25 protein-coding genes, 1 pseudogene and 2 riboswitches are annotated in these 26,780 nt (G+C 67.2%); of the genes and pseudogenes, 18 read left to right on the top strand and 8 right to left on the bottom strand.

What is annotated here, in order from left to right:
* The gene (gene gatA, locus AC1DRE_RS16115; protein WP_476985517.1) at positions 1–1,581 is read left to right on the top strand and encodes an Asp-tRNA(Asn)/Glu-tRNA(Gln) amidotransferase subunit GatA; all 1,581 of its coding nucleotides are present in this window, start codon (positions 1–3) and stop codon (positions 1,579–1,581) included.
* Positions 1,581–3,089 (top strand): Asp-tRNA(Asn)/Glu-tRNA(Gln) amidotransferase subunit GatB, encoded by a 1,509-nt coding sequence (gene gatB / locus AC1DRE_RS16110; RefSeq protein ID WP_476985516.1) that lies wholly within the window; start codon positions 1,581–1,583, stop codon positions 3,087–3,089. The genes gatA and gatB overlap by 1 nt, the downstream gene beginning before the upstream one ends.
* 80 nt (positions 3,090–3,169) lie before the next feature.
* On the opposite strand, the gene AC1DRE_RS16105 is transcribed toward gatB, so the two are convergent.
* Positions 3,170–4,078 (bottom strand): LysR family transcriptional regulator, encoded by a 909-nt coding sequence (locus AC1DRE_RS16105; RefSeq protein WP_104172612.1) that lies wholly within the window; start codon positions 4,076–4,078, stop codon positions 3,170–3,172.
* Positions 4,079–4,200: 122 nt separating this feature from the next.
* Here AC1DRE_RS16105 and tdh point away from each other — a divergent pair, with 122 nt between their 5' ends.
* The 4 genes from tdh (at position 4,201) to hutI (ending at position 8,906) form a co-directional block, all read left to right on the top strand.
* Positions 4,201–5,247: an L-threonine 3-dehydrogenase gene (gene tdh, locus AC1DRE_RS16100; protein ID WP_476985515.1), complete on the top strand. Its 1,047-nt coding sequence runs from the start codon at positions 4,201–4,203 to the stop codon at positions 5,245–5,247.
* Positions 5,248–5,315: 68 nt separating this feature from the next.
* Entirely contained in the window at positions 5,316–6,524 is a 1,209-nt protein-coding gene (locus tag AC1DRE_RS16095) for a glycine C-acetyltransferase (RefSeq protein ID WP_476985514.1), read from the top strand.
* 40 nt (positions 6,525–6,564) lie between these two features.
* Positions 6,565–7,692: an NAD(P)/FAD-dependent oxidoreductase gene (locus AC1DRE_RS16090; protein WP_476985513.1), complete on the top strand. Its 1,128-nt coding sequence runs from the start codon at positions 6,565–6,567 to the stop codon at positions 7,690–7,692.
* 11 nt (positions 7,693–7,703) lie between these two features.
* The gene (gene hutI / locus AC1DRE_RS16085; protein WP_476985512.1) at positions 7,704–8,906 is read left to right on the top strand and encodes an imidazolonepropionase; all 1,203 of its coding nucleotides are present in this window, start codon (positions 7,704–7,706) and stop codon (positions 8,904–8,906) included.
* 5 nt (positions 8,907–8,911) lie between these two features.
* Here hutI and AC1DRE_RS16080 read toward each other — a convergent pair whose 3' ends face one another.
* On the bottom strand, positions 8,912–9,592 hold the full coding sequence (locus tag AC1DRE_RS16080) for a histidine phosphatase family protein (RefSeq protein ID WP_476985511.1): 681 nt from the start codon (positions 9,590–9,592) through the stop codon (positions 8,912–8,914).
* Positions 9,593–9,686: 94 nt separating this feature from the next.
* On the opposite strand from AC1DRE_RS16080, the gene AC1DRE_RS16075 reads away from it, so the two are divergent.
* Entirely contained in the window at positions 9,687–10,454 is a 768-nt protein-coding gene (locus AC1DRE_RS16075) for a CPBP family intramembrane glutamic endopeptidase (protein ID WP_364120360.1), read from the top strand.
* A 122-nt stretch (positions 10,455–10,576) separates the two neighbouring features.
* Here AC1DRE_RS16075 and AC1DRE_RS16070 read toward each other — a convergent pair whose 3' ends face one another.
* Entirely contained in the window at positions 10,577–11,215 is a 639-nt protein-coding gene (locus AC1DRE_RS16070) for a VOC family protein (RefSeq protein ID WP_364120363.1), read from the bottom strand.
* Positions 11,216–11,375: 160 nt separating this feature from the next.
* Positions 11,376–11,491: riboswitch (SAM riboswitch) on the top strand.
* 62 nt (positions 11,492–11,553) lie between these two features.
* On the opposite strand from AC1DRE_RS16070, the gene AC1DRE_RS16065 reads away from it, so the two are divergent.
* The 4 genes from AC1DRE_RS16065 (at position 11,554) to AC1DRE_RS16050 (ending at position 16,871) form a co-directional block, all read left to right on the top strand.
* Entirely contained in the window at positions 11,554–12,870 is a 1,317-nt protein-coding gene (locus AC1DRE_RS16065) for a bifunctional o-acetylhomoserine/o-acetylserine sulfhydrylase (RefSeq protein ID WP_364120366.1), read from the top strand.
* 138 nt (positions 12,871–13,008) lie between these two features.
* Positions 13,009–13,124: riboswitch (SAM riboswitch) on the top strand.
* A 12-nt stretch (positions 13,125–13,136) separates the two neighbouring features.
* A complete protein-coding gene (gene metX / locus AC1DRE_RS16060; protein WP_476985510.1) occupies positions 13,137–14,315 on the top strand; it encodes a homoserine O-acetyltransferase MetX in 1,179 nt (392 codons plus the stop codon).
* Between the two features lie 171 nt (positions 14,316–14,486).
* Complete coding sequence (locus AC1DRE_RS16055) at positions 14,487–15,869, top strand: MFS transporter (protein ID WP_476985509.1); 1,383 nt, start codon at positions 14,487–14,489, stop codon at positions 15,867–15,869.
* 6 nt (positions 15,870–15,875) lie between these two features.
* Positions 15,876–16,871, top strand: coding sequence for an alcohol dehydrogenase catalytic domain-containing protein (locus AC1DRE_RS16050; RefSeq protein WP_476985508.1), 996 nt, complete (start codon positions 15,876–15,878; stop codon positions 16,869–16,871).
* Here AC1DRE_RS16050 and AC1DRE_RS16045 read toward each other — a convergent pair.
* Positions 16,840–17,733 (bottom strand): annotated as a pseudogene (locus AC1DRE_RS16045) (LysR family transcriptional regulator); the annotation flags it as partial. The gene AC1DRE_RS16050 and the pseudogene AC1DRE_RS16045 sit on opposite strands and share 32 nt — an antisense overlap.
* A gap of 142 nt (positions 17,734–17,875) precedes the next feature.
* Between AC1DRE_RS16045 and mmsB the strand changes: the two are divergent.
* From mmsB to AC1DRE_RS16020, 5 genes are read left to right on the top strand one after another with little or no spacing between them, the layout of a single operon-like run.
* Positions 17,876–18,778, top strand: a complete 903-nt coding sequence (mmsB, locus tag AC1DRE_RS16040) for a 3-hydroxyisobutyrate dehydrogenase (RefSeq protein WP_476985507.1) — start codon at positions 17,876–17,878, stop codon at positions 18,776–18,778.
* Positions 18,779–18,809: 31 nt separating this feature from the next.
* Entirely contained in the window at positions 18,810–20,294 is a 1,485-nt protein-coding gene (locus tag AC1DRE_RS16035) for a CoA-acylating methylmalonate-semialdehyde dehydrogenase (RefSeq protein WP_476985506.1), read from the top strand.
* 50 nt (positions 20,295–20,344) lie between these two features.
* On the top strand, positions 20,345–20,563 hold the full coding sequence (locus AC1DRE_RS16030; RefSeq protein WP_476985505.1) for a hypothetical protein: 219 nt from the start codon (positions 20,345–20,347) through the stop codon (positions 20,561–20,563).
* Positions 20,564–20,568: 5 nt separating this feature from the next.
* Positions 20,569–21,642: an HNH endonuclease gene (locus tag AC1DRE_RS16025; protein ID WP_476985504.1), complete on the top strand. Its 1,074-nt coding sequence runs from the start codon at positions 20,569–20,571 to the stop codon at positions 21,640–21,642.
* A 45-nt stretch (positions 21,643–21,687) separates the two neighbouring features.
* Complete coding sequence (locus tag AC1DRE_RS16020; protein ID WP_476985503.1) at positions 21,688–22,026, top strand: YciI family protein; 339 nt, start codon at positions 21,688–21,690, stop codon at positions 22,024–22,026.
* A gap of 19 nt (positions 22,027–22,045) precedes the next feature.
* Here AC1DRE_RS16020 and AC1DRE_RS16015 read toward each other — a convergent pair whose 3' ends face one another.
* From AC1DRE_RS16015 to AC1DRE_RS16005, 3 genes are all read right to left on the bottom strand, one after another.
* Positions 22,046–22,591 carry a hypothetical protein gene (locus AC1DRE_RS16015; RefSeq protein WP_476985532.1) on the bottom strand — a complete coding sequence of 182 codons (546 nt, stop codon included), beginning with the start codon at positions 22,589–22,591 and terminating at the stop codon, positions 22,046–22,048.
* A gap of 112 nt (positions 22,592–22,703) precedes the next feature.
* The gene (locus AC1DRE_RS16010; protein WP_476985502.1) at positions 22,704–23,822 is read right to left on the bottom strand and encodes a winged helix DNA-binding domain-containing protein; all 1,119 of its coding nucleotides are present in this window, start codon (positions 23,820–23,822) and stop codon (positions 22,704–22,706) included.
* A gap of 7 nt (positions 23,823–23,829) precedes the next feature.
* A complete protein-coding gene (locus AC1DRE_RS16005; RefSeq protein ID WP_476985501.1) occupies positions 23,830–24,693 on the bottom strand; it encodes an SGNH/GDSL hydrolase family protein in 864 nt (287 codons plus the stop codon).
* Between the two features lie 76 nt (positions 24,694–24,769).
* On the opposite strand from AC1DRE_RS16005, the gene AC1DRE_RS16000 reads away from it, so the two are divergent.
* Positions 24,770–25,420, top strand: a complete 651-nt coding sequence (locus tag AC1DRE_RS16000) for an alpha/beta hydrolase (protein WP_476985500.1) — start codon at positions 24,770–24,772, stop codon at positions 25,418–25,420.
* 45 nt (positions 25,421–25,465) lie between these two features.
* Here the strand turns inward: AC1DRE_RS16000 and AC1DRE_RS15995 are convergent, their stop codons facing one another.
* The gene (locus AC1DRE_RS15995) at positions 25,466–25,702 is read right to left on the bottom strand and encodes an RNA-binding S4 domain-containing protein (protein WP_476985499.1); all 237 of its coding nucleotides are present in this window, start codon (positions 25,700–25,702) and stop codon (positions 25,466–25,468) included.
* A gap of 33 nt (positions 25,703–25,735) precedes the next feature.
* Between AC1DRE_RS15995 and AC1DRE_RS15990 the strand changes: the two genes are divergently transcribed.
* Positions 25,736–26,740, top strand: coding sequence for a DMT family transporter (locus tag AC1DRE_RS15990; protein WP_476985498.1), 1,005 nt, complete (start codon positions 25,736–25,738; stop codon positions 26,738–26,740).
* The last annotated feature ends 40 nt before the right edge of the window (positions 26,741–26,780 follow it).

Genomic DNA, 26,780 nt, shown 5'->3' with positions numbered 1-26,780 from the left:
ATGACTGAGAACAACGTACTGATCCGCCTCTCCGCCGCCGCGCTCGCCGAAAAGCTCGCAGCCGGCGAGGTCACCTCCGTTGAGGTCACCCAGGCCTACCTGGACCGCATCGCAGCGGTGGACGGAGGTCCCCGGGGAGTGCACGCCTTCCTGCACGTCAACACCGAGGAGGCGCTCGCCGTCGCCGCGGAGGTGGACGCCATCCGCGCCGCAGGCGGCGCCGCGGCAGCAGAACTCCATGAACTCGCCGGCGTTCCCATCGCCGTCAAGGACCTCATCGTCACCATCGGCCAGCCCACCACGGCCGGCTCCAAGATCCTCGAAGGCTGGCACAGCCCGTACGACGCCACGGTGGTCAAGCGCCTGCGCGACGCCAAGATGCCCATCCTGGGCAAAACCAACCTGGACGAATTCGCCATGGGCTCCTCCACGGAGCACTCGGCCTACGGCCCCACCCGCAACCCGTGGGACCTGGACCGGATCCCGGGCGGCTCCGGCGGCGGCTCGGCTGCCGCCGTCGCCGCCTTCGAAGCGCCCCTTGCCCTGGGCACGGACACCGGCGGATCCATCCGCCAGCCCGGCGCCGTCACCGGCACCGTGGGCGTCAAGCCCACCTACGGCAGCGTTTCCCGCTACGGCGCCATTGCGATGGCCTCCTCGCTGGACCAGATCGGCCCCGTCTCCCGCACGGTCTTGGACTCGGCCCTCCTGCACCAGGTCATCGGCGGCCACGACCCCTATGACTCCACGTCCCTGCCGGACCCCCTGGAGGACCTCGTTGCGGCCGCCCGGCTGGGCAACGTGGACGGCATGAAGATCGGCATCATCAAGGAACTCCACGGCGAGGGCTACCAGGCCGGCGTCGAGAACCGCTTCAACGAATCGCTGGAGCTGCTCAAGCAGGCCGGCGCGGAAATCGTTGAGGTGTCCTGCCCCAACTTCAAGTACGCGCTGGGCGCCTACTACCTGATCATGCCCTCGGAGGCTTCCTCCAACCTGGCCAAGTTCGACGGCGTCCGGTACGGCCTGCGGGTCCTGCCCAAGGATGCGCCGCTCACCATCGAACGCGTGATGGGTGCCACCCGCGCCGCGGGCTTCGGCGATGAAGTGAAGCGCCGCATCATCCTGGGCACCTACGCGCTCAGCGCCGGCTACTACGACGCCTACTACGGCTCGGCCCAGAAGGTCCGCACGCTGATCCAGCGTGACTTCGAGGCCGCGTTCGCCCAGGCCGACGTGCTGATTTCCCCGACGGCCCCCACTACGGCCTTCAAGCTGGGCGAGAAGCTGAACGACCCCCTGGCCATGTACCTCAACGACGTCGCCACGATTCCGGCCAACATGGCCGGAGTTCCGGGCCTGTCCCTGCCGGGCGGCCTGGCGGATGAGGACGGCCTGCCGGTCGGCATCCAGCTCCTGGCCCCGGCCCGCCAGGATGCGCGCCTGTACCGCGTGGGCGCTGTCCTTGAATCCCTGCTCGAGGCCAAATGGGGCGGACCGCTCCTGGCCCAGGCCCCGGCTCTGGCCACCTCGGTGGACGTGCCTGTCGAGAGCCTTGTCGAAGCCCAGGAGGCAAAATAATGAGCGTTGACGCAACCCTGAGCTTCGAAGAGGCCATGGAGAAGTACGATCCCGTCCTGGGGTTCGAGGTCCACGTGGAACTCAACACCAAGACCAAGATGTTCTCCTCCGCCCCGAACGTCTTCGGCGACGAGCCGAACACGAACGTCAACGAGGTGGACCTGGGCATGCCGGGCGTGCTGCCCGTGGTGAACAGGACGGCGATCGAGTCCTCCATCAAGATCGGCCTCGCGCTGAACTGCAAGATCGCCGAGACCTGCCGCTTTGCCCGGAAGAACTACTTCTACCCGGATACCCCGAAGAACTTCCAGACCTCCCAGTACGACGAACCCATCGCGTACGACGGCTACCTGGACATCGAACTGTCGGACGGCACCGTGTTCCGCGTTGAAATCGAGCGCGCCCACATGGAGGAGGACGCCGGCAAGCTGACGCACATGGGCGGCTCCGCAGGCCGCATCCAGGGTGCAGACTACTCGCTGGTGGACTACAACCGTTCAGGTGTTCCGCTGGTGGAGATCGTCACCAAGCCGATCCAGGGCGCCGGCAGCCGTGCCCCGGAACTGGCCAAGGCCTATGTGGCCGCGGTGCGCGAGATCGTGAAGAACCTCGGCGTTTCGGACGCGAAGATGGAACGCGGCAACGTCCGCTGCGACGCCAACGTCTCGCTGCGCCCGCACGGCCGCGAACGCTTCGGCATCCGCTCGGAAACCAAGAACGTCAACTCGCTGCGCGCCGTCGAACATGCCGTCCGCTACGAGATCCAGCGCCACGCTGCCGTCCTGGACTCCGGCGAGCCGGTCATCCAGGAAACGCGCCACTGGCACGAGGACACCCGCTCGACGACGTCGGGCCGGGCCAAGTCCGACGCCGACGACTACCGCTACTTCCCGGAGCCGGACCTCGTGCCGATCGTCGCTTCCCGGGAATGGGTCGAGGAACTGCGCGCCACCCTGCCCGAGCCGCCGGCCGAGCGCCGCAAGCGCCTGCAGGCCGACTGGGGCTATTCGGACCTGGAATTCCGCGACGTGGTCAACGCCGGTGTGATGGACGAGATCGAGGAAACCATCGCCGCCGGCGCCGCCGCCACGGTGGCCCGGAAGTGGTGGATGGGCGAGATCGTCGGCCGCGCCAAGAACGCGGACGTCGACCCCGGCCAGCTCGGCGTCAAGCCCGAAACCATCGTGGAACTGAACACGATGGTCGAGGCAGGCAAGATCAACAACAAGATGGCCGCCGAAGTCCTCGACGGCGTCCTTGCCGGCGAAGGCACCCCGGCGGAGATCGTGGAGAAGCGCGGCCTGGCCGTGGTCTCCGACGACGGCCCCCTGCTGGAAGCCATCGACGCGGCACTCGCCGCGCAGCCCGACGTCGCGGACAAGATCCGCGCCGGCAAGCTGCAGGCCATCGGCGCGATCGTGGGCGGCGTTATGAAGGCCACCCGCGGCCAGGCCGACGCCGGCCGCGTCAAGGAACTGATCCTGCAGAGGCTCGGCGTCGAAGGCTAATTCACCCGTCTTATCCCAACTGGGTCGCAGTTAATGTCGTTTTGATCGCTCATAACGACATCTACTGCGACCCAGTTGGGTTAAGGGGACACCAGCCCGGCCATGATGTCCTCCAGGGCCTCGCAGACCATCATGACCGAAGTCCGCTTGAGGTTTTCCGGGCGGGCCAGGATGTCGATGCGGCGGCGGGTGCTGATTCCCTGCAGCGGCCGCAGCACAATCTCCGGATTCAGCACCGGCCGTGCGGTATGCCGCGGCAGCAGCCCGATCACGCTGCCGGTTGCCACCAGTCCCGCCACAGTGGAGTAGTCGTTGATCCGGTGGACAATGTTCAGTTCCCTGCTGGACACGGCTGCGACGGCGGACAGCACATCCGCGGGGGAGTAGCCGGTGTGGCTGGTCACCCACGGTTCGCCGACGACGTCGTGTGCCGTCAGGATTTCCTTGCCCGCCAGCCGGTGCCCCGCGGACAACGCCACGTCCAGCGGCTCGTGCGCCAGCGGGATGACGGCCACCCTCTCCTCCGGCCACCGCGGGCTGTGGTCCATGCGGTGTGCCAGCACCAGGTCGTAGCGTGCAGTGAGCGCCGGGAAGTCCTGCTGGGCCACGTCCTCGTCCGAGAGCAGCACCCGGGGTTTGTCGGGTGAGTCCAGCAGCCGGGCCAGCGGTGCGAACAGTGCCTGCCCGGCGCTGTGGAAGCCGCTCACCGTCACGGGGGCCACCGTGGAGCCGTGGTACGCACCGATCGCCATCCGGGCGTCCGCCATGGCGCTCACGACGGCGGCACCGGCGTCTGCCAGTGCCTGTCCGGCCTCGGTAAGCACCAGGTTCCGGCCCTCCTTGCGGGTCAGCGGCACCTCGACGCTTCGCTGCAGCGCCGCCAGCTGCTGGGATACGGCGGAGGGCGTGACCAGGAGTGTTTCGGCGACCGCCTTGACGCTGCCGAGGGCGCCGAGTTCCCGAAGCATTTCGAGCTGATGGATTTCCATCCACCGAGTCTATTGCTTAGAAAACTCTAAATCGTCGATTGAGAAAAATTCGGTTGTGCTAATGCTTCTTTGTGGTTCTAATGAAGGGAGCCAGCACCGCAACACCGAGAGTAAGGAAGCCAATGAAGGCTCTGTACAAGGCGGGCGCACACGCCGGATTTGAGCTGGTGGACCGCCCCGAGCCGGAGACCGGCCCAAGCGACGTGAAGATCCGCGTGATGACCACCGGGATCTGCGGCACCGACCTCCATATCCAGTCGTGGGACGCATGGGCGCAGGGCATCATCCAGGCGCCCCTGATTGCCGGCCACGAATTCTATGGCGAAGTGGTGGAAACCGGCGAGGACGTCATGGACGTCAAAGTGGGCGACCGCGTCTCCGGGGAAGGGCACATCGTCTGCGGCATCTGCCGGAACTGCCGTGCGGGGCGCAAGCAGATGTGCATCCACACCGTCAGCGTCGGCGTCCAGCGTGACGGTGCCTTCGCCGAATACGTTGTCATCCCCGAGACCAACGTCTGGGTCCACCAGGACCCTTCGGTCACTCCCGAACTCGGAGCCATCTTCGATCCGTTCGGCAACGCCGTCCACACCGCCCTGAGCTTCCCGCTGGTGGGCGAGGACGTGCTGATCACCGGCGCCGGGCCCATCGGACTCATGGCCATTGCCGTGGCCCGCCACGCCGGCGCCCGGAAGATTGCCATCACGGATGTTTCGGCGCCGCGGCTGGCACTGGCCCGCCAGCTTGGCGTGGACCTCGCCATCGACGTGTCAAAGATGCGCGTCAGGGATGCCCAGCGCGAACTGGGCATGCGTGAGGGCTTCGACATCGGCATGGAAATGTCCGGGCACCCCACCGCCCTGCCGGAGATGATCGACAACATGAACCACGGCGGCCGGATCGCGATGCTGGGCCTGCCGAGCCAGTCCATCGACATCGACTGGGGCAAGGTGGTCACGCATATGCTGACCATGAAGGGCATCTACGGCCGCGAAATGTTCGAAACCTGGTACGCCATGAGCGCCATGCTGTCCTCGAATCCGGTGCTGCACGCCAACATCTCGGCGGTGGTGACGGACACCCTGCCCGCCACGGACTGGGAGAAGGGCTTCGAGGTTGCCCGCGCCGGCGTGGGCGGCAAGGTTGTCCTCGACTGGACCGTCTTCTAGCCGTTCCGCCACCGGCCGCCGTGCCGCCACCACCCGCATACTTCCACTTCCGCTGAGGAGCGCACCCCATGTATTCAGCCATCAAGGACCAGCTGCAGAACGAGCTGGATGAGATCCGCACCGCGGGCCTGTTCAAGACCGAACGCCACATCGACTCGCCGCAGGCCAGCCACATCACGGCCGGCCAGATCGGCGAGGCGGGCGCCAACGTACTGAACTTCTGCGCCAACAACTACCTGGGACTCGCGGACCACCCGGACATCATTGCCGCCGCCAAGGAAGCCATGGACGAGCGCGGCTTCGGCATGGCCAGCGTGCGCTTCATCTGCGGCACCCAGGACCTGCACCTGGCACTGGAGGCGCGTGTCTCGAAATTCCTGGGCACCGAGGACACCATCCTGTTCTCCAGCTGCTTCGATGCCAACGGGGGCGTGTTCGAGTCCCTCTTCGGTCCGGAGGACGCCATCATCTCCGACGCACTGAACCACGCGTCCATCATCGACGGCATCAGGCTCTGCAAAGCACAGCGGTTCCGCTACGCCAACCGCGACATGGCTGACCTCGAGGCGAAACTGATCGAGGCCACCACGCAGGAGAAGCCGGCCCGCCGGAAGATCATCGTGACGGACGGCGTCTTCTCCATGGACGGCTACCTGGCTCCGCTCGAGGCGATCTGCAACCTGGCCGAAAAGTACGATGCCCTGGTGATGGTGGACGACTCACACGCCGTGGGCTTCATGGGTTCCACCGGCGCGGGCACCCCCGAGCACGCCGGCGTCAGCCACCGGGTGGACATCTACACCGGCACGTTCGGCAAGGCGCTGGGCGGCGCCTCCGGCGGCTACGTCTCCGGCCGCGCCGAAGTGGTGGCCATGCTCCGCCAGAAGGCGCGGCCCTACCTGTTCTCCAACTCGCTCGCACCGGCCATCGTCGCGGCTACGCTGAAGGCCCTGGACCTGGTGGAGAACTCCGCCGAGCTGCGTTCGAAGCTCTTCGCCAACGCCGGGCTGTTCCGGAGCCGGATGGCGGCGGAAGGCTTTGAGCTTCTCGACGGCGAGCACGCCATCGTGCCGGTGATGTTCGGCGATGCCGTGATGGCCGCGAAGGTGGCCGACCGGATGCTCCACCACGGAGTGTTCGTGACTGCGTTCAGCTACCCGGTGGTGCCCAAGGGCGCCGCCCGGATCCGGGTCCAGCTCTCCGCGGCGCATAGCTCGGACGATGTCGAAGCCTGCGTCCGGGCGTTCGTCGACAGCCGCAACGCGGTGGGGGCCTAAGGTACTGACGTGACGTCCTGACGGGTGCAAGGATGGAGGCATGTCAGCAAATTACGATGTGGTGATTGTGGGCGGCGGCATTGCCGGGCTGTCCCTCGCCTCTGCCCTGGCCGGTAAATGCAGTGTGGCGCTCGTCGAGGCCGAACAGTCCCTGGCCTACCACACCTCAGCCCGCTCGGCCCGGCAACTGATCCCCAGCTACGGGCCCGTGGTGGTGCAGGAGCTGACCCTCCGCACGCTCGGGCTGATCGCGGCACGGGATGCGGAGCTGCCGGAGCCCGTCCTGTCGCCGCGCAGCTTCATGCTGATCGGCGACGAGGACACGGTGCGGGAGGAAGCCAGCGGGCACATGCACCGGATCCCGCATGCCGAGGCCCTGGAGCTGTGCCCGGTGCTCGATCCCGGGTTCTTCACCGCCGCCGGCCTGGACACCGGTTCGTTCGCCTGCAACGCCCCCGTGCTGCTGGAGGACCACCGGCAGCGGGCCGAAGCCGGCGGGGTGGACATCATCACCGGGGCCAAGGTCCATTCCGCCCAGCGGCTCGGATCCGGCTGGGAGCTGGGCGCCGGCCAGGAGGCCTTCCAGGCAGGCATCGTGGTCAACGCGGCCGGGGCCTGGGCAGATGAACTCGCCGTGATCAGCGGCGTGGAGAAGCTCGGACTCCAGCCGTACCGCCGCACGGCGGCGATTGTCGACGTCGAACGCTCCCTCCCCGAAGCCTGTCCCATGGTGGCGGCTGCCGACGAGTCTTTCTACTTCCGCAAGGAAGGGGACGACGTACTGATTTCGCCGTCGGAATCGGTGCCGAGCGGTCCGGAGGACGCGAAACCCTACCCCGGCGACGTGGACGCGCTGGTGGCGCGGCTCAACGCGGTGACCACGATGGGCATCAGGGGTGTGAAGTCTGCGTGGACCGGCCTCCGCACGGAAGCCGCCGACGGCGTCCCGGTAGTGGGGTTCGACGCCGAAGCCACTGGTTTCTTCTGGCTCGCCGGACAGGGCGGTTACGGTTTCCAGACCTCGTCCGGCATTGCCGAATTGGCTGCGGAACTGATCCTGGCTGGCCCGTCCGTGGGGCAGAGTGCCTGGGACGAGGAAACCGGGCTAAGTCCGGCATCCCGGACAGCGGCGGCCCTGGCCGCGACCCGCTGGTCCATCCGGCACTGAAGAATGGACTCATGAGCACCCTCATCACCAACATTGCCGAGCTGATGACCCAGGACGCGGAGCACCGCGTCCTCCACGACGCCGCCGTGGTGATCGAAGGCGAACGCATCTCCTGGATCGGGCCTGCCGCCGGCGCACCTGCAGCCGACGAGGCCGTGGACGCCGGAGGCCGGGCGCTGCTCCCGGGATGGGTGGATTCGCACACGCACCTGATCTTCGCCGGCGACAGGACCGCGGAGTTCGAGGCCCGGATGGCGGGGGAGAGTTACAGCGCCGGCGGCATTGCCGTGACCACGGGAGCCACCCGGAGCACCAGCGACTACGACCTCACCCGGCTGGCCCTGGGCCGCGTGGCCGAGGCCGTCTCGCAGGGAACCACCTACCTGGAAACCAAGACCGGCTACGGCCTGGACCTGGAGAACGAGGCGCGGAGTGCCCGCATCGCCTCGACGGTTGCTGACGAAGTGACCTACCTCGGCGCCCATCTGGTCCCGGCCGGCGCCGATGCCGACGAATACACTGACCTGGTCTGCGGACCCATGCTGGCGGCCGTCCGGCCCTATGTCAGCTGGGCGGACGTGTTCTGCGAGCAGGGGGCTTTCAACGAAGGGCAATCCCGCCGCGTGCTGCAGGCGTGCAAGGACGCCGGCCTTGGCCTGCGCGTGCACGGCAACCAGCTCGGCGAGGGCCCCGGCGTGCAGCTGGCCGTGGAGTTCGGTGCGGCCAGCGTGGACCACGTGAACTACTTATCCGGAGCGGACATCGAAGCGCTGGCCGCCAGCTGGGCCGGGTGGCAGGACTCCGGAACGCGGGGAACCGTGGCCACGTGCCTGCCGGCCTGCGACCTCTCCACGCGCCAGCCGCTTGCCCCCGGCCGCGAACTCCTCGACGCCGGGGTGCCGATAGCCCTGGCCTCCAACTGCAACCCCGGCACCTCCTACACCAGCTCGATGGCGTTCTGCGTCACCACCGCCGTGCTGCAGATGCGGCTCAGCGTCCACGAGGCTGTCCGGGCCGCGACCTTCGGCGGCGCGCTTGCGCTGCGGCGGGAAGTGGGGAACGACGCCGACGGCGAACGGGCGGTGGGTTCGGTCGCCGTCGGGCACCGCGCGGACCTGCACCTGCTCAACGCCCCCTCCGCCACGCACCTGGCCTACCGGCCGGGCATCCCGCTGACCCACGCCGTCTGGCGGGAGGGCGTCCGCGCCCGCTGACCGCGCTAGAAGATCATGGGCGGGGCGTTCAGGACCGTCTCGTCCACGCGGCGGTCCACCCACTGGCTGAACGGTTTGTCCAGTTCATACTTGCCGACGTCGGTGCGCACCAGGGTCCGCACTTCGGCATTGTCCGGGTTGTTGAGGGACTCGAAATACTCCACGGACCAGTGGAACCAGCGCATGCAGAACAGGCGCATGGTGAGCCCGTGCGTCACGAACAGCGCGTTGGGGGCGTAGTTCGGTTTGGACCAGTGCCGGTGGAGTGTCTCCATAAAGGAGGAGATCCGGTCGTAGACGTCCGAGCCGGATTCACCCTCGCGGAACCGGTAGAAGAAGTGGCCGTAGGCGTTCCGGAGTTCCTTCTGGTCCTCGATCTCTCCGGCGATCTGGAAGTTCGCCCAGTCCTGTTCACGGAGCCGGGGTTCCTCGATGACCCGCTCCACGAGGGATCCCAGGTTGAGCGCTTCGAGGGTCTGGTAGGCCCGGAGATAGGGCGAGACGTAAACACACACGCGCCGCCCGTCCAGTTCCCGCCGGACCTGCGATCCGGCCGCCTTTGCCTGTTCCAGACCGAGCTCCGTCAGGGGTATCCGGTAATCGGGCACCCGGTTATAGATGGAGGTGTCGGCATTGGCGGCGGACTGGCCATGCCGGATCATGATGATTTTTCCGGGCGCACTCATAAATTCCAAGCATAGGCCCGGGCGGGGGAGCGGCCGCGGAGGGTCGGCACGCCGCGGACAGGAAAGAACCAGAAAGTGGAGGCAAGATAGGAACATGCTTGTTCCCTCCCGCCGTCGTCTGCGGATTGAAGTCTGGATTGTCCTGGGTCTGTCGCTGGGGCAGTCCGCCGTGTATTCGGTGGTGCAACTGCTGGACAAGCTCACGCGCGCACCCCTGGCGGAGGGCACCTCCACCCTGAACCGCTCGCAGAGCACCCGCGAATACTTCGACCTCACGTACCAGCTGCTGGACATTGTGTTCGCGCTGGTGCCGGTGCTGCTGGTGATCTACTTCCTCACGGAGCACCGGCCGGCAGGGGAGTCCGGCGCCTCAGCCTTCCGCAGACTGGGTTTCAACTTCGCCCGTCCCGGCAAGGACCTGCTGCAGGGACTGGGCCTCGCCGCACTGATCGGCATTCCGTCCCTGGGGCTCTACGCCGCGGGCCGGGCGCTGGGCATCACCACCGCCATCATTCCCAGCGCACTGGACGCCTACTGGTGGACCATCCCCGTGCTGATCCTGTCCGCTGTACGGCACGGCATCGTCGAGGAAGTCATCGTGGTGGGGTACCTGCTGGACCGGCTCGGCAAATTCGGCTGGAGCATGCCGTTGGCCATCTTTGCCAGCTCGATGCTCCGGGGCAGCTATCACCTTTACCAGGGCTTCGGCCCGTTCATCGGCAACGCCGTGATGGGTGCTGTGTTTGCCTGGATCTACACGAAGACCCGCCGCGTGATGCCGCTGGTGATCGCCCACGCGCTGCTGGATATCGTGGCCTTCGTCGGCTTCAGCCTCTTCGGCAAGGCCATCGGGCTGGGCTAGCGTGCGTTAAAAGGATTCGGCCGCTATCGGTGGGTGACGTCCTTGGCACCCGCTGATAGCGGCCGAAGTTCAGGGGCAGCACGCTGCCCGTGGCCCGTAACGGACCACACGGTGGATCAGGATCAGATGATGACTGCCCCGGAGGCGGTTTCGAACGTGACGGAGAGGATTCCCGGCGTCCCGTGCGGGGCGACCCAGTTCACTGCAACATCCTCCAGCGGCCTTTCCACCGGTTCGCCCAGCCACTCCGTGACCCGCTCCGCGGAGCCGGCAATGGTGAGGCTGGACATCTTGACGTTGCTTGCGTAGGCGTTGGACGGGTGAAGGCCCGGATCGCCTTCCCACTTGAGCATGTACGGCACCTGCGGGTCTGCAATGAGGCCCAGGATGCCGATCTGCTTCCAGACGAGTTCGCGGCCGTCGGGGAACTTGCGGTTGCCGTTGACGGCGGACCGGCCCAGGCGTTCTTCGAACGGTGCCAGGTCGTCCACTTCGACGCACCAGCCCATCCAACCGCCGCCTGCCGCCGAGCGGGCCCGGACAGCCTGCCCGAAGGGAGCCTTGTCGGATGCCGGGTGGTCCAGGACCTCCACGACCTCCAGGTATTTATGCCCGGCGAGCGGGATAATCATGTTGCGGGTGCCGAAACGGGGGTGCACCCCGCCCTTTACGGCTTCGACGCCGAGGGCGGACGAAATACGTTCGGTGGTGGCTGCCAAGCCATCCTGTTCACAGGCGTAAGAGACGTGATCCATGCGCATGCCCTCATCTTGGCACTTTGTGATGGAGCTCTCAGCTAAGGTTCCCCTAACCTTGATGGGATGTCCTGCCGGGCAAGCCTGCAGACCACGAAACCGCAGGGCTGACGTCCTTCGTCATAAAGCTGTTCACGCGCATATTCGCGTTCCTAGACTGGGCCCAGGTCATGAGCGCCAGCATTGAGCCCCGGCTTGCTGGCCGGCAACCCTCGTTCCGCGGTGGGGTGCCCCGGGTGAAGACCTGGCCCTCCGGCATCCGCCGGGCGGCAAGCGCGGCACCGGTCCCGTCAGGGCATGTCCTGCCTCCGGCACAGGTGCCCTTTTCAAGAAGGAGCTTCCCGATGTCCAACGCCTGGTCATTCGAAACCCGCCAGATCCACGCCGGCCAGGAACCGGACAGTGCCACCGGTGCCAGGGCACTGCCGATCTACCAGACGACGTCGTTCGTGTTTCCGAGCGCCGAAAGTGCAGCCAACCGCTTTGCGCTGGCCGAGCTTGCGCCCATTTACACGCGGATCGGCAACCCCACCCAGGACGCCGTTGAACAGCGCGTGGCCAGCCTCGAAGGTGGCCTGGCAGCCCTCCTGCTCAGCTCGGGTCAGGCTGCCGAAACGTTCGCGATCCTCAACGTCGCCGAAGCCGGCGACCACGTGGTGGCCAGCCCCAGCCTCTACGGCGGCACGTACAACCTGCTGGCCCACACCCTGAAGAAGTTCGGCATCTCCGTGACGTTCGTGGAGGATCCGGACAACCTGCAGCAGTGGAAGGACGCAGTCCGGCCCAACACCAAGCTGTTCTTCGCCGAGGTGGTGTCCAACCCCCGCCAGGACGTCCTGGACATCGAGGGGGTCTCGCGCACCGCCCATGAAGCGGGCGTGCCGCTGATCGTGGACAACACGCTGTCCACGCCCTACCTCATCCGGCCGCTGGAGTGGGGCGCGGACATCGTGGTCCACTCGGCAACGAAGTACCTTGGCGGCCACGGCAGTGCGATCGCCGGAGTGATCGTGGACTCGGGCAACTTCGACTTCGGCAAGGATCCGGACAGGTTCCCGGGCTTCAACACCCCGGATCCCACCTATAACGGACTCGTGTACGCGCGGGACCTCGGGGCGGAGGGTGCCCTGGGGGCGAACCTCTCCTACATCCTCAAGGCGCGGGTCCAGTTGCTGCGCGACCTGGGCTCGGCCGTTTCCCCGTTCAACGCCTTCCTCATCGCCCAGGGCCTGGAAACCCTCAGCCTCCGCGTTGAGCGTCATGTTGCCAACGCAGTGAGCGTCGCCGAATGGCTCGAAGCACGGTCCGACGTCGAATCCGTCGCCTATGCGGGGCTGCCGTCCAGCCCCTGGTTCGAGCGCGGCCGCAAGTACGGGCCCAAGGGCACCGGCGCCATCGTCTCGTTCAACATCGCCGGCGGGGCCGAGGCCGGCAAGCGGTTCGTGGACGCCCTGGAACTTCACTCCCATGTGGCGAACATCGGTGACGTGCGCTCCTTGGTCATCCACCCGGCGTCGACCACGCACAGCCAGCTGACAGCCGAACAGCAGGCTGTCGCGGGCGTGACGCCGGGTCTGGTCCGGCTCTCCGTGGGGCTGGAGCACATCGATGACATCATCGCCGACCTCGACGCCGGGTTCCGCGCCGCCAAAGGCGCCTAACGGAACGGCGGCGGCTGCCCTGGAAGGACCTGCCGCCGCCGTGCTGACCCAATATGACTCCCGGCGCCTCGACGCCGGGAGTCATATTGGTGTCACAATCTTCGCCATTGCCGGGACGCATTTCGTAGACTCACTACAGGTCATGAGTGCCAGCGACAGCCCCGGCTTGCTGGCCGGCAACCCTCCTTACGCGGCGGGGTGCCCCGGGTGAAGACCTGGCCTGCCGGCCAGTTGGCGGCGGGCAAGCGCGAAGAAGAGGTCCTCAGATGACGATTGCCGTCACCCGCAGCGGTGTACCCGAAACAAACGTCCGCGCAGCGGACACCAGCACAGATGCCAACGCAGTTCCCGATGACACCGCACCCGATGGCACCGTCAAGTTCCTGAGCATCGGCGGCCTTGACCTCGAAGCCGGAGGGCACCTGCCCGATGTCACCCTCGCCTACGAAACGTGGGGCACGCTGAACCCGGACCGCTCCAACGCCGTGCTGGTGCAGCACGCACTGACCGGCAGCACCCACGTGACAAGGGGAGCCAGCGACGAGGAAGGCTGGTGGGAGCAGCTTGCCGGCCCGGGCGCGCCGGTTGATACGGACAAGTACTTCGTGATCTCCATCAACATCGTGGGCGGCTGCTATGGCTCCACCGGCCCCTCCACTCCTGCCCCGGACGGGAAGCCGTGGGGCTCACGCTTCCCGCTGGTCACCCTGCGGGACACGACGGCGGCCGAGGCCCGGCTGGCAGACGCCCTGGGCATCCGGAGCTGGTACGCGGTACTGGGCGGATCGATGGGCGGCGCCCGCGCCCTGGAGTGGGCCGTCAGCTTCCCGGACCGGGTCCGGCGCTGCGGCGTGATTTCCATTGGCGCCAGCAGCACCGCCGAGCAGATCGCCTTTGCCCAGGCGCAGACCCTCGCCATCCGCCAGGACGTCAACTTCAACGGCGGCGACTACTACGGCGGCCCCGAGCCGGAAGCCGGCCTGGCCCTTGCCCGCAGGATTGCGCACATCACGTACCGCTCCGCGAACGAGTTCGAGACCCGCTTCGGCCGCAGTGCCCAGGGCGGCGAAGCACCGCTCCAGGCAGTCTCGCTGGGGGACCGCGGACGCTACCAGGTGGAGAGCTACCTGGACCACCAGGGCACCAAGCTGGTCCGGCGGTTCGATGCCAACAGCTACATCGCCATCACCGAAGCGCTCATGAGCCACGACGTGGTCCGGGGCCGCGGCTCGCTCAAGGAAGCGCTGGCACAGTCCACGGCGGAGTTCTTCATTGCCGCCGTGGACACTGACCGGCTGTATTTCCCCGCCCAGTCCCACGAACTGGCGGCTGCGCTCCCGGGTGACGTGCCGGTCCACGTGATCGAGGCGCCCATCGGCCACGACGGATTCCTGACCGAGATCGGCCAGCTCAACACCCAGCTTCGGCAGAACTTCTTCGCGTAGCCCGCCGGCTCAATGTGCATTTATGCAGAGCTGTCCTGCAGAAAACGGCGTTGAGCCTGCGGCAATGTGAGCCCATACTCTAGGGGACCGACGCGTTGGTGGTGCACATCACACGCGTCCGCTACGGAATGGTCCACATGGTGTCGACGGAGACGCCGAAGGAGTTCACAAATGAGCACGCAAAACTCTGCCGCAGGGCGCACGGATGAGACTGACGTCAAGGCCTCCGGGCTGAAGAAGGTGGTAACGGCCTCGATGGCCGGCACCGTTGTCGAATGGTATGAGTTCTTCCTTTACGCGTCCGCGGCCACCCTGGTCTTCGGCAAGATGTTCTTCCCCAATTCCGGTACGGAACTGGACGGGATCATTGCCGCCTTCGTCACGTACGCGGTGGGCTTCGTGGCCCGCCCCATCGGCGGCATCGTCTTCGGCCACTTCGGCGACAAGTTCGGCCGCAAGCAGCTTCTCCAGCTGAGCATCGTCCTGGTGGGCGTCTCCACCTTCGCCATGGGCTGCCTGCCCACCTTCGCCCAGATCGGCTACTGGGCTCCGGCCCTGCTGGTGTTCCTGCGCTTCGTGCAGGGCTTCGCGGTCGGCGGTGAATGGGGCGGCGCCGTGCTGCTCGTGGCCGAACACAGCCCCAGCAAGTCGCGCGGATTCTGGTCCAGCTGGCCGCAGTCGGCCGTTCCCATGGGCAACCTCCTGGCCACCGGCGTGCTGTTCACGCTGTCCTCCACGCTGTCCTCCGCCGACTTCCTCGGCTGGGGCTGGCGCGTGGCCTTCTGGCTGTCCGCAGTGATCGTCATCGTGGGCTACTACATCCGCACCAAGGTCCAGGATGCCCCCATCTTCCTCGAGGCCCGCAAGGAAGCCACCGTGGAAAAGAAGGGCTACGGCGTGGCCGAAGTGTTCCGCCGCTACCCGCGTGGTGTGTTCACCGCCATGGGCCTGCGGTTCGCGGAAAACATCCTGTACTACCTCGTGGTCACGTTCTCCATCACGTACCTGAAGGTCGTGGTCCAGACAGACACGTCCAGGATCCTGCTGCTCCTGCTCGTGGCACACTTCATCCACTTCTGCGCCGTGCCGATGGTCGGGAAACTGTCGGACGCCTTCGGCCGCCGCCCGGTATACATGGCCGGAGCGATCCTCGGCGGCACCTGGGGCTTCTTCGCCTTCCCCATGATGGATACCGCCAATGACCTGGTCATCCTCGCGGCCATCACCATCGGACTCCTGTTCCACGCACTGATGTACGCCGGCCAGCCGTCCATCATGGCCGAGATGTTCCCCACCCGGATGCGGTATTCGGGCGTATCACTGGGCTATCAGGTCACCTCGATCGTGGCCGGTTCGCTGGCGCCGATCATCGCCACCGCACTGCTCAGCAGCTTCAAGTCCTCCACCCCGGTGGCGCTCTACCTGCTGGGCGCCTGCATCGTGACGGCGGTCTCTGTGTACTTCCTCAAGGAGACGCGCGGCATTTCCCTCCACGATGTCGACGCCGCGGACGCGCAGGGCACGGCGGACCTCCTGGCCGCGGCGAAGAAGTAGTCACCTATGCGGGCAGCAGTCCTCTACTCCACGGTTCCCGCCGGAACCGGCTACACCGAAGCCCGTCCGCTGCTGATCCAGGAACTGGACCGGCCCGAACCGCGGCCCGGCGAGCTCGGCGTCGCCATCACCTACTCCAGCCTGTGCCACTCGGACCTTTCGGTGGTGGACGGCTCCCGCGTCAGGCCACTGCCGATGGCGCTCGGCCATGAGGCCGTGGGGCGGGTGGTGTCCGTCGGCGAGGGCGTCGACGACGTCTCCGAAGGCGACCACGTGGTGCTGGTCTTCGTCCCCAGCTGCGGAAACTGCCGGGCGTGCCGCGCGGGCCGCCCGGCCCTGTGCCACCGCGCCGCGGAGGTCAACGGTTCAGGCGACCTCCTGCACGGTGAGGCGCTGCTGCGGACTCCGGCAGGGGAGCGGATCAACCACCACCTCGGGGTGTCGGCCTTTGCGGACTATGCCGTGGTGGCCCGGGAATCCGTCGTGGTGATCGGCGACGACGTCCCGGACACCGTTGCGGCTATGTTCGGCTGCGCCGTGCTCACCGGAATGGGGGCTGTGCTGAACACCGCGGCGGTCACTGCCGGGCAGTCGGTGGCCGTTTTCGGACTCGGCGCCGTCGGGCTCTCCGCCGTGATGGCGGCATCCCTGGCCGGTGCCGCCGCCGTCATTGCCATCGACCCCAACGAAGGCAAGCACCATCTGGCCCTGGACTGCGGCGCTACGGCCGTGGGCACCCCGGGCGACGCGGCGCGGCTGGTCGGTGAGGCGGCAGGCGACGGCGTGGACGTCGCCGTCGAGGCCGTGGGGTCCGCCGGGGTGATCGCATCGTGCCTGGACCTCATAACGCGCGGCGGCGCCGTCGTCTCGGTCGGGCTGCCGAAACCGTCCGCGGAGCTGACGGTGGGGGCCCTGCAGTTCGCAGGTGCCGGGAAGCGGCTGCTCGGTTCCTACATGGGTGATGCCGTGGGATTTCCTGGCGGCCTGACACTTCCGCCTTGAGCGCCTCCACCACGGCCCGGACGGACGCCGAGCGCAGCGACTCCGGACGCGCCACCGCCCAGATGGGGAGCTGGCGCTGGAACAGCTCGGGCAGCACCGGCACGAAGTCCGGGTTGTCCGCCACCATGAAGTTCGGCAGCAGGCCGATGCCCGCGCCGCGGCGGACAGCCTCCACCTGGGCGAACACACTGGTGGCCTGGAAGCTGGATTTGGGGGCGGGCAGCTGCGAGGACCGGTGCCCCAGCTCCGCGACCTGCAGTGCCGACTCAACGTAGGACACAAAGCCGTGGTCCCGGACGTCGTCCAGAGCGGCAGGCAGCCCGCGGGAGCGGACATAGTGCGGGCTGGCGTAGAGCCGCAGGAAATAGTTGGTGAGGAAGATGGGTTGCGCGTTGGTGACTTCCATCCGGCCCACCACCACTTCCAGGTCCACGCCGGAGCGGTTCTGGCTGACCTTGCGGGTGGCGCTGAGCATCTCGACGTTAAGCAGGGGGTTGTCCTGCTGCAGGCGGACCAGCGCCGGAGCGACGAATTCCGCCCCGAACCCGTCGGAGGTGCTGATCCGGACCAGCCCGGAGAGCGACGCGTCGCCGTTGCTGAGGGCTCCAGCCAGCGACCCCAGGGTCGACTCGATCGCCTCGGCGGCTGCAACGGCCTGGCTGCCCAGTTCGGTCAGTTCCCAGCCGTGCGGGCTGCGCTCCAAGGTCCGTCCGCCCAGCTGCTTGTCCAGCGCCAGGATCCGGCGGGAAATCGTGGTGTGCGTGGTGCCCAGCGTCTCCGCGACGGCGTTGAACCGGCCCAGCCGGGCAACGGTCAGCAGGATCAGCAGGTCATCCGGACTCGGCAGCCGGTTCAAATCCATGGTTCAGCCTTTTCGGATCAGTGTGCATCAATGCACATGCCGTCTGTAATTTTTCCCCTTGATTGCACTGTAGCAGGGTGTGATGGTGGACACGGAACATCGGCCGGCATCGGCCGGCACACGAAGCAAAGGAGCTTTCGCCATGGCAGTAGTCGCTTGGATCGGTCTCGGGAACATGGGTGGGTCCATGTCGGCAAACCTGGTCAAGGCCGGGCATGACGTCCGCGGATTCGACCTCAACCCCGAAGCGGTGGCCGCCGCCGAAGCGGGCGGCGTGAAGCCCGCGGCGAGCCTTGCCGCTGCGGTGGACGGGGCCGACGTCGTGTTCACCATGCTGCCCAAGGGCGAGCATGCCCGTGCCGTGTACCTGGGCGAGGACGGCGTTCTGGCCCATGCCGATACCCGCACGCTGCTGGTGGATTCCTCCACCATCGATATCGCCTCCGCCCAGGCACTGCACGACGCCGCCGCTGCCGCCGGCTTCCGGTTCGTCGACGCCCCGGTCTCGGGCGGCATGAGCGGCGCGAAGGCCGGAACACTCACCTTCATGATCGGCGGTGAGGCGGGCGCCGTGGCCGACGCCACCGAATACATCCACGCCATGGCGGCCAACGTCATACCCACCGGCGGCGCCACCACGGGGCAGGCAGCGAAAATCTGCAACAACCTGATGCTCTTCATCAACCTTGCCTCCACCGCCGAGGGAGCCGTGCTCGCCGAGCGCCTGGGCCTGGACAAACAGGTTTTCTGGGACATCGCCTCGGTGTCCTCAGGTGACAGCTGGGCCCTGCGGACCTGGTATCCGGTAGGCGGTGTGGTTCCCACCGCCGCCTCCAACAACGGCTTCGCCCCCACTTTCACCACCGAGCTCGCCAACAAGGACATCGGCCTGGCCATCAGCGCCGCCCGCGACACCGGCACCCCGCTGGAAATCGGCGAGCACGTGCAGACCCTCTTCCAGCGCCTCATCGATTCCGGCCAGTCCGGCAAGGACTGCTCGATGATCATCAAACTCGTCGACGGCTCCCTCGAGACCTCCAACTAGCCCCAGCCGGCCTTACGAACAGGACTTTCCCATGCAACGCATTCCGCACTTCATCAACGGCGCCCTGATCAGCGACGCCGACCGCTTCGGCCCCGTTTTCAACCCCGCCACCGGCGCCCAGGAAAAGGAAGTGGCGCTGGCCTCCGCCGCCCGCGTGGAGGAAGCCATCGCCGCCGCACAGGCTGCCCTGCCGGGCTGGCGGGCCACGAGCCTGGCCAAGCGCACCAACATCTTCTTCCGGGTCCGCGAAATCCTGACACAGCGCAAGTCTGAGCTGGCAGCCATCCTGACCAGCGAACACGGGAAGGTGCTCTCCGACGCCGAGGGCGAAATCTCCCGTGGCCTGGAAAACATCGAGTTCGCCACCGGGCTTTCGCACATGCTCAAGGGCGAACGCTCAGAGCAGGTTTCCAGCGGCGTGGACGTCCACTCGGTTCGCCAGCCCGTGGGCGTGGTCGCCTGCATCACCCCGTTCAATTTCCCCGCCATGGTGCCGCTCTGGATGATCGGCAGTGCGCTGGCCTGCGGCAACACTGTGCTCCTCAAACCCAGCGAGAAGGACCCGTCGTCGGCCGTTTTCATCGCTGAAGTCTTCGCCGAGGCGGGCCTGCCGCCGGGAGTCCTGAACGTTGTCCACGGTGACAAGGAGGCCGTGGACGTCCTGCTGGAGCACCCGGGCGTGAAAGCTGTCAGTTTCGTCGGCTCCACTCCCATCGCGCAGTCCATCTACAAGCGGGCGGCCGACCATGGCAAGCGCGTCCAGGCGCTGGGCGGCGCCAAGAACCACATGGTGGTCCTGCCGGACGCGGACCTGAACATGGCGGCAGACGCCGCCGTCTCAGCAGCGTACGGCTCCGCGGGGGAGCGGTGCATGGCCGTCTCCGTGCTCGTGGCGGTGGGCAACATCGCCGACGACCTGGTGGAGGCAATTTCCACCCGGATGGCTGACCTCAAGATCGGCCCCGGCACGGACCCGGCCTCGCAGATGGGTCCCCTCATCACCAAGGAACACCGGGACAGGGTGGCTTCCTACGTCGCAGGGGCAGCCAACGAAGGCGCCACCGTGGTGGTGGACGGCCGCGAGCAGGCTTTCGACTCGGACGGCTTTTTCATCGGGGTCAGCCTGGTGGACCACGTGAAGCCGGGCATGAAGGTGTACGACGACGAAATCTTCGGTCCCGTGCTCTCGGTGGTCCGCGCGGACAGCTACAGCGACGCCGTCAGGCTGGTGAACGACAATGAGTTCGGCAACGGCGTGGCCATCTTCACGCGCGACGGCGGGGCGGCCCGCCAGTTCGAGTTCGACGTCGAGGTGGGCATGGTGGGCGTCAACGTGCCCATTCCGGTGCCGGTGGGGACGTTCTCCTTCGGCGGCTGGAAGAACTCGCTGTTCGGCGACACCCACATGTACGGCCCGGACAGCATCCGCTTCTACACCCGCGGCAAGGTGGTGACCACGCGCTGGCCGGATCCCTCCACCTCCGTGATTGACCTCGGCTTCCCGCAGGTCGACTAGGAGCCAGGCCGGTCCGCTATATTGTCAGAGCCTCCTGGCAGACTTCAGTCATGGAAGGCAACGGCGAGCCGGGGCGGGCTCAGGCAGCAGCGCGACGCGGGATCACGGTCAGGGACCTCATCGGGTTCCTGGCCTCGATCCGGCCCTGCGCCGAGGGCGCTGCCCTGGTTGAGCAGGTGGCGGACCTGGAGGAGCTCAAGGCAGCAGCGGCCGGGCTGCAGGCCCGCGCCGCGGCGGCCGGCTGCTTGGACTGGCCAAAGCCCTCGTAACCGAAATGCCCCACACCCTGGCGGCCCCGCAGACCGGGCAGCTGAATGAATGGCGCGCCACGCTGCTGGTCCAGGAAACAGCCTGCCTGTCCGCGGCCGACCGGTGCGCGGTCGATGAGCAACTCGCCGCGGACTCCGGTGCGCTGGCCGGCGCCGGCGACCGGACAATCATCGCCGCAGCCCGGGCCGCCGCCTACCGGCTGGATCCGCGCTCCGTCGTCAACCGTGCCCGGAACGCCGTGGCCGACCGGCACGTGAGCCTCCGCCCTGCCCCGGACACCATGACGTACCTGACGGCCCTTCTTCCGGTCACCGCCGGCGTGGCGGTCCACGCCGCGCTCAGCCGGCAGGCTGACACCCTGCGCTCGGGCGGGGATGGCCGCTCACGCGGGCAGATCATGGCCGATGAACTGGTCGAAAGGATCACGGGCACCGTCGGCGGGATCACCGGCATTGAAATCCAGCTCATCATGACCGACCGCACGCTGTTCCAAGGCGACAGCGAACCAGCCCGCCTCCCGGGATATGGCGTCGTCCCGGCTTCCTGGGCAAGAGCGGCGGTCACTCTGTTTGAGGAAGGCCCAAGCGGCGACACGGACTCCTCGGGTGGGTCTGACCCGGCGGCGTATAACGCGGATGGGCCTAGCGCAGGCGGGTATCCAGCATGGCTCCGGAGGCTCTACACGGCCCCGGGGACCGGTGACCTGATGGCGATGGATTCCCGGGCGCGGCTCTTCCCGCCAGGGCTGCGCCGCTTCATCCAGGCGCGGGATGACACGTGCCGTACTCCATACTGCGATGCGCCGATCCGCCACCACGACCACATCGTCGCGTGGCACCTCGGCGGGCCCACCAGCCACATCAACGGCAGCGGACTCTGCGAATCCTGCAACCACACCAAGGAATCACCCGGCTGGGGCGCCGAACCGCGCCCCGGACCCCGACACACCCTGCAAATCCACACACCGACCGGTCATACCTACCAATCCACCGCGCCGCCACTGCCGGGGACGCCGGCCCCACTCCACCGTGCCAAAGTCCTGAAACGTACCCGCTTCAAAAACTCCCAGGCGGCCTGAGGACAACCGTTGCTGTCCTGCCCGCCCTTGGGGCACCATCGAGACATGACCAAATACCTCATCTCCTTCCCGAGCGAAGCCATGGTGCTCACCGACGAGGAGTTCCCGATCGTCTCCGCCGAATCCCACGCTGTGATCGAGGAGGCGAAGGCCGCCGGCGTCTATGTATTCGGCGGTGGGATCAAGGAGGAAGCCGCTCCGGTGCTGGTCTCCGCCGACGGGTCGGTGAGCACCGAAATCTATCCGGGCTCCGAGCTCAATGGTGGGTTCCTCGTGCTGGAGCTGCCGACGCGAGAGGACGCGGTCGAGTGGGCGGGGAAGATCGCGGTGGCCTGCCGTTGCTCGCAGGAGCTCCGCGAGTTCGGGTACGACCCGGCGAGCTAGCTGTCCTGGTGCAGTACAGCTAGCCCTTCATGATCTCGTCGCGCCGGGTCATGTATTCCTCCATGGCGATCTCGCCGTTGCTGTACTGCTGGTCCAGCTCGGCCAGTTTCCGCGCGCGGAAACCCTGCGGAGCCGACGGCGGCGGCGGCGTCGCCGGGGCGGACGGCTGCTGCGGTTCCTGGCGTGACTGGGTGGCCCACTCGGGGCTGTCCTCGTACGGCACCTGTCCGGGGCCGCCCGGGGCCGGATACCCCGCGGGCGGGTACCCGGCGGGCGGGTAACCGGGGTTCTGGTAGCCGCCGGTCGGGTAGCCCGGGTTCTGGTACGGCTGGTCCAAAGGGGGCTGCTGCTGTCCGCCGAGTTGGCGGAACCCGCCGCCGAAGTAGTCCTGCTGGGTGTAACCGTCGCGCGGCTGGTTGTTCGGGCGGTCCGGCTGCTGCCCGGGAAACTGGCCCGGGTACTGACCATTGAATCCTTGGTTTTGGTTCCTGCCCCGGACGGACTTCCGGTACATGCGCATGGCAAAGGGAATCAGGAACGACAGGATGATGATCCAGAAGAACATGTTGCTCACGGTGGACGGCCTCTCAGAAGTGTCCCTTCAGTTTAACCCCCGGCTGCCAAGCCCGGCCCTGTCCGTCGCAGGCGGCACCCCGGCCCGGTAACTTCCGGGCCACTTATTTCCGGACCACCGGCATTTCCAGGAACTTTCCGTAAGCCTCAACTGCCGCGTCGACCGCACGGTCGGTCCCTGGGTTGGCGCCACCGCCGGGGTCCGGTCCGGTGCGGATGTCCAGCTCGCATCGACCGCCCGTCAGGACATGGCGCCAGGAACCGATCATGCGGCCATCCCGCAGCACCACATGCATGGGAGTGTCCCGTTCGGGCAACGCCGGGGCCGTGCCGCCCAGGAAGTGACGCGTACGGGAATAGCCCATGACGTACTCGTCGTAGCACTGGATGAGGTCGATCCGGGGCCGTCCATCCGCCACAGGTTCGTGCTGCGAGTTCGGCTTGAAATGAACCTCAGTGCCGTCCAGCGCGGCGGTCTCGAGCGCATCGGGGTCAATTTCCAGCGCCAGCGCCAGCCCTAACCGGATGTCCGTGACGGTAAGCCCGGACCAGTCAGCACAGTCCTTGGCGGTGGCGGGTCCGCGGCTTTGGAAATAGCGCCGGACAAGCTCGGCCAGGGCCGCCGGGCGGTCGGCGGGGCCGGCTGGTGCCGCCGGAACACGCTCATCAAACAGGGCATAGGTCTGGCGCAGCGCGCCGCCCTTGCTGCGGACGGGTGTTCCACTGGTCAGCACCCCGCTGATCTCCGCGTGCATGATCAGGTACGCCAGCTCCAGGCCCTTGCCCGTAAAACCGCTGCGCTGCAGTTCCGCGGCGAGCTCCTCCCGGGTCTTGTGGGCGCCGCCGGCCACGGCACCGGCGAGGACCCGGGCGCTCCGGGACGCCGCGGCGGCGTCGATGCCCGTCTGCCGGTACATGCCCTGGTTTCCCTGATGGAGCCGTGGTGCGGACAGCGCCGTCAGCCAGCGGAGGTCGTCGCGGTGCACAAAGTGCCAGGTGGGCCGCAGGATGTGCGTCCTGAGGATCCGGCCGTCGGCCACCGCCTGTTCGACGCCGGCAGCGGACGCTCCTGCCGTGCGTTGCGCCAGGGACCAGCGGGCGTAGGGGAATTCCTGGGACTGCACGGCCAGGAGGTTCTTCAGGGCGGCTTCGGGTGTATCTGCCTGGGGCGCGCGCAGCTGCTGCCGTCTTAGCCGCTGCCTGACGACGTCGTCGGCGTCCACCCGGGGCCTACCTCCGCCCGGGCTCTAGTCCGGGGACCTCGCCTGAACCCAACGGCATGCCGGGACCGAAAACCGGACCCGGGGTGGGCCGTTTGGCGGTGACGCCGTCCCCGGAGGACTGGTGGCGCAGCCGGCGGACAACCCACGGAACGAAGTATTCGCGTGCCCAGACCAGGTCGCCGGACCGTGCCTCGCGCCAGTTCCGCTGGGGCAGGGGTTTGGGGGAGAGCGGTTCCAGGGTGTGCTGGATGTTGAGGGAATCCAGCACCATGGCCGCGATGGTGTGGTGGCCCAACGGCGAGAAGTGCAGGCGGTCCTGGTCCCACATCTGCGGATCGCTGAGCTGGCGCAGCGACCACATGTCGGCAATGACGGCGTCGTGCCGTGCCGCCACGGTGCGCAGGTTCTCGTTGTAGATGGCGATCTTGCTGCGCAGCCTGCCGAGGACGGAGGATCCGGTGTCCGGGCCGTTGAACAGCACAACGGTGGCGCCGCCAAGGCTGAGGATATGCACCACCGAATCGAGCTTTTCCGCCAGCGCATCGGGGTCGCCGCCGGGCCGGATAAGGTCGTTGCCCCCTGCGGAGAGTGTCACCAGGTCCGGTTTGAGGGCCAGGCACGGTGCCAGCTGCTGATCCACGATCTGTTCCAGGAGCCGCCCGCGTACGGCCAGGTTCGCGTAAGCGAAGTCAGCGTGGCCACGGCTCAGTTCCTCGGCCACCCTGTCGGCCCAGCCGCGGTGCCCGCCAGGGCTTCCGGGCTCCGGGTCCCCAATGCCTTCCGTGAAGGAATCGCCCATGGCTACATAGCGGCCCCAGGGATGGGCATCGACAGTGTCCTGCGGATTGGGAATGGCATCAGTTTCGCTCACGTTTCCATCCTGCCTCGTTAGCCTCAAGCTACGCCACCGTAGGTTGTTACCCGAGGGTAACTGCAAGAATGGATCCATGACTGAAGCCGACGTATCCACTGCCCCTGTTGTCCTGTGGTCCACTCCTGGCGAAGCGCGCTCGGGAAAGCCCCTGCTGGTCCTGTTGCACGGTTACGGTGCCAACGAACAGGATCTGCTCAGCCTGGCCGATCTGCTGCCCGGCGATTTCGCGGTGGCGTCCGTGCGTGCCCCCATTGCGATGGGTCCGGGCTTCACCTGGTTCCCCCTGACGGACTCCGCGGACTATTCCCTTGACGCGGTCAAGACTGCCGCCAGCTTCGTGCTGGACTGGCTCGACGGCGTCAAGGGCGACCACCCCACCGTCACGCTGCTCGGGTTCTCCATGGGCATGGCGATGGCCACGACGCTGCTGAGGCAGCGCCCGGCGGACTTCGCCGCCGTCGTCGGACTTTCGGGGTTTGTGGTGAATGCCGGCGGGGACCCGAGCTTCCGCGACGACGAACTTAACGGCAGCGTGCCGCTGTTCTGGGGCCGCGACCAGCAGGACCCGGTCATCACCCAGGACAAGATCGAATACACCATGGGCTGGGTGCGGAACCACGTGAAACTGACGAAGGTCCTCTACACGGGGATGTGGCACGGGATCAACCAGCAGGAGATCGGCCACGTGTCCGAGTTCCTCACCCACGAGGTGCTGAAGAAGTAGCTTCGGGAGCCGGCCGCGGGGCGCGGCCGGCCAGCCGGAGGACAGTCAGGAACCGGCGGGGGTCGCAATCCGTACGGTCCTGCCATTCACGGTGACAGTGTCGCCGTGGTGGAGCTGCCGGCCGCGGCGATCGTCGATTTCGCCATTGACCTTGACCAGCCCGTTTTTGATCAGCTCCGTGGCCTCCACGCCGTCCTCGACCAGGCTGGCCAGCTTCAGGAGCTGACCCAGGCGGATCATGTCGTCGCGGATGGGGATCTCTTCGATTTCCGGGTTGCTCATACAAGCAATGATGCCTGACGTAAGGTGAATCCAGTGACCCACGCACCCCGTCTCCCACTCATTGCAGGACTGCCGCTGGCTGTAGCCGCCGGACTCGCCATTCCCGTCCAGGGCCGGATCAACGGTGCGCTGGGCGCCCGCTTGAACGACGGTATAGCTGCGGCGGTGGTGAGTTTCACCACGGGACTGGTCGTGATGATCGTGGTTTCGCTGGTCCTGCCGAGGGGACGCCGCGGGCTGGCCCAGATCCTGCCTGCCCTCCGGGAACGCCGGTTCCCGCCGGTCTATGTGATTGCCGGCGGCATCGGCGCGTTCTTCGTTTTTGCCCAGTCCTTCACCGTGGGCCTGCTCGGCGTGGCATTGTTTACCGTGGCCACGGTCACGGGCCAGACGCTGAGCGGGTTGCTGGTGGACCGGCTCGGCATCGGCCCCGCCGGCAAGAAGTCCGTCACCGGAATCCGGGTCCTGGGCACTGTGCTGACCATAGCCGCCGTCGCCTGGGCCGTGTCCCCGCGGTTCGGCGGCGCAGGAGGAGGCGGCGCAGGGGGAGGCGGCACGGACCCTGCCCAGCTGCTGCTGCCGGTGCTCCTGCCCGTCATCGCGGGCTTCCTGATGAGTTTCCAGCAGGCTATGAACGGGATGGCCACAGTGCACTACGGCACGCCCATCGCGGCGACCCTGGTGAACTTCATCTCCGGCGCCACCGTGCTGTGGCTCGCCTGGTTGATCAAACTCGCTGTTGCCGGAGCCGGCAACGGCCTGCCCGCTGAATGGTGGTACTACCTGGGCGGACCCATGGGGTGCGCGTTCATCGGCCTGGGCGCACTGCTGGTCCGGAGCCTCGGCGTCCTGGTGACCGGGTTGGGCATGATCGCCGGCCAGCTGCTGGGTTCGCTGGGCCTCGACCTGGTGCTTCCCGCCCCGGGCACGGTGGTTGCCCTGCCCACCGTCCTCGGCACGGTCCTGACCCTCGGCGCGATTGTCCTGGCCACCCTGCCGTGGCCGCGCGGCGCCCTCAAGCGGCAGCCGGGCCGGTAGGCTAGGACACGCAGCTTCCTGCACATCTTTCCTTCGTACC

The sequence above is a fragment of the Arthrobacter sp. P4_H3 genome, from assembly GCF_056400885.1.
Note: the sequence above shows the minus strand (reverse complement) of the source record. Positions and strands in the feature narration are given on the sequence as shown.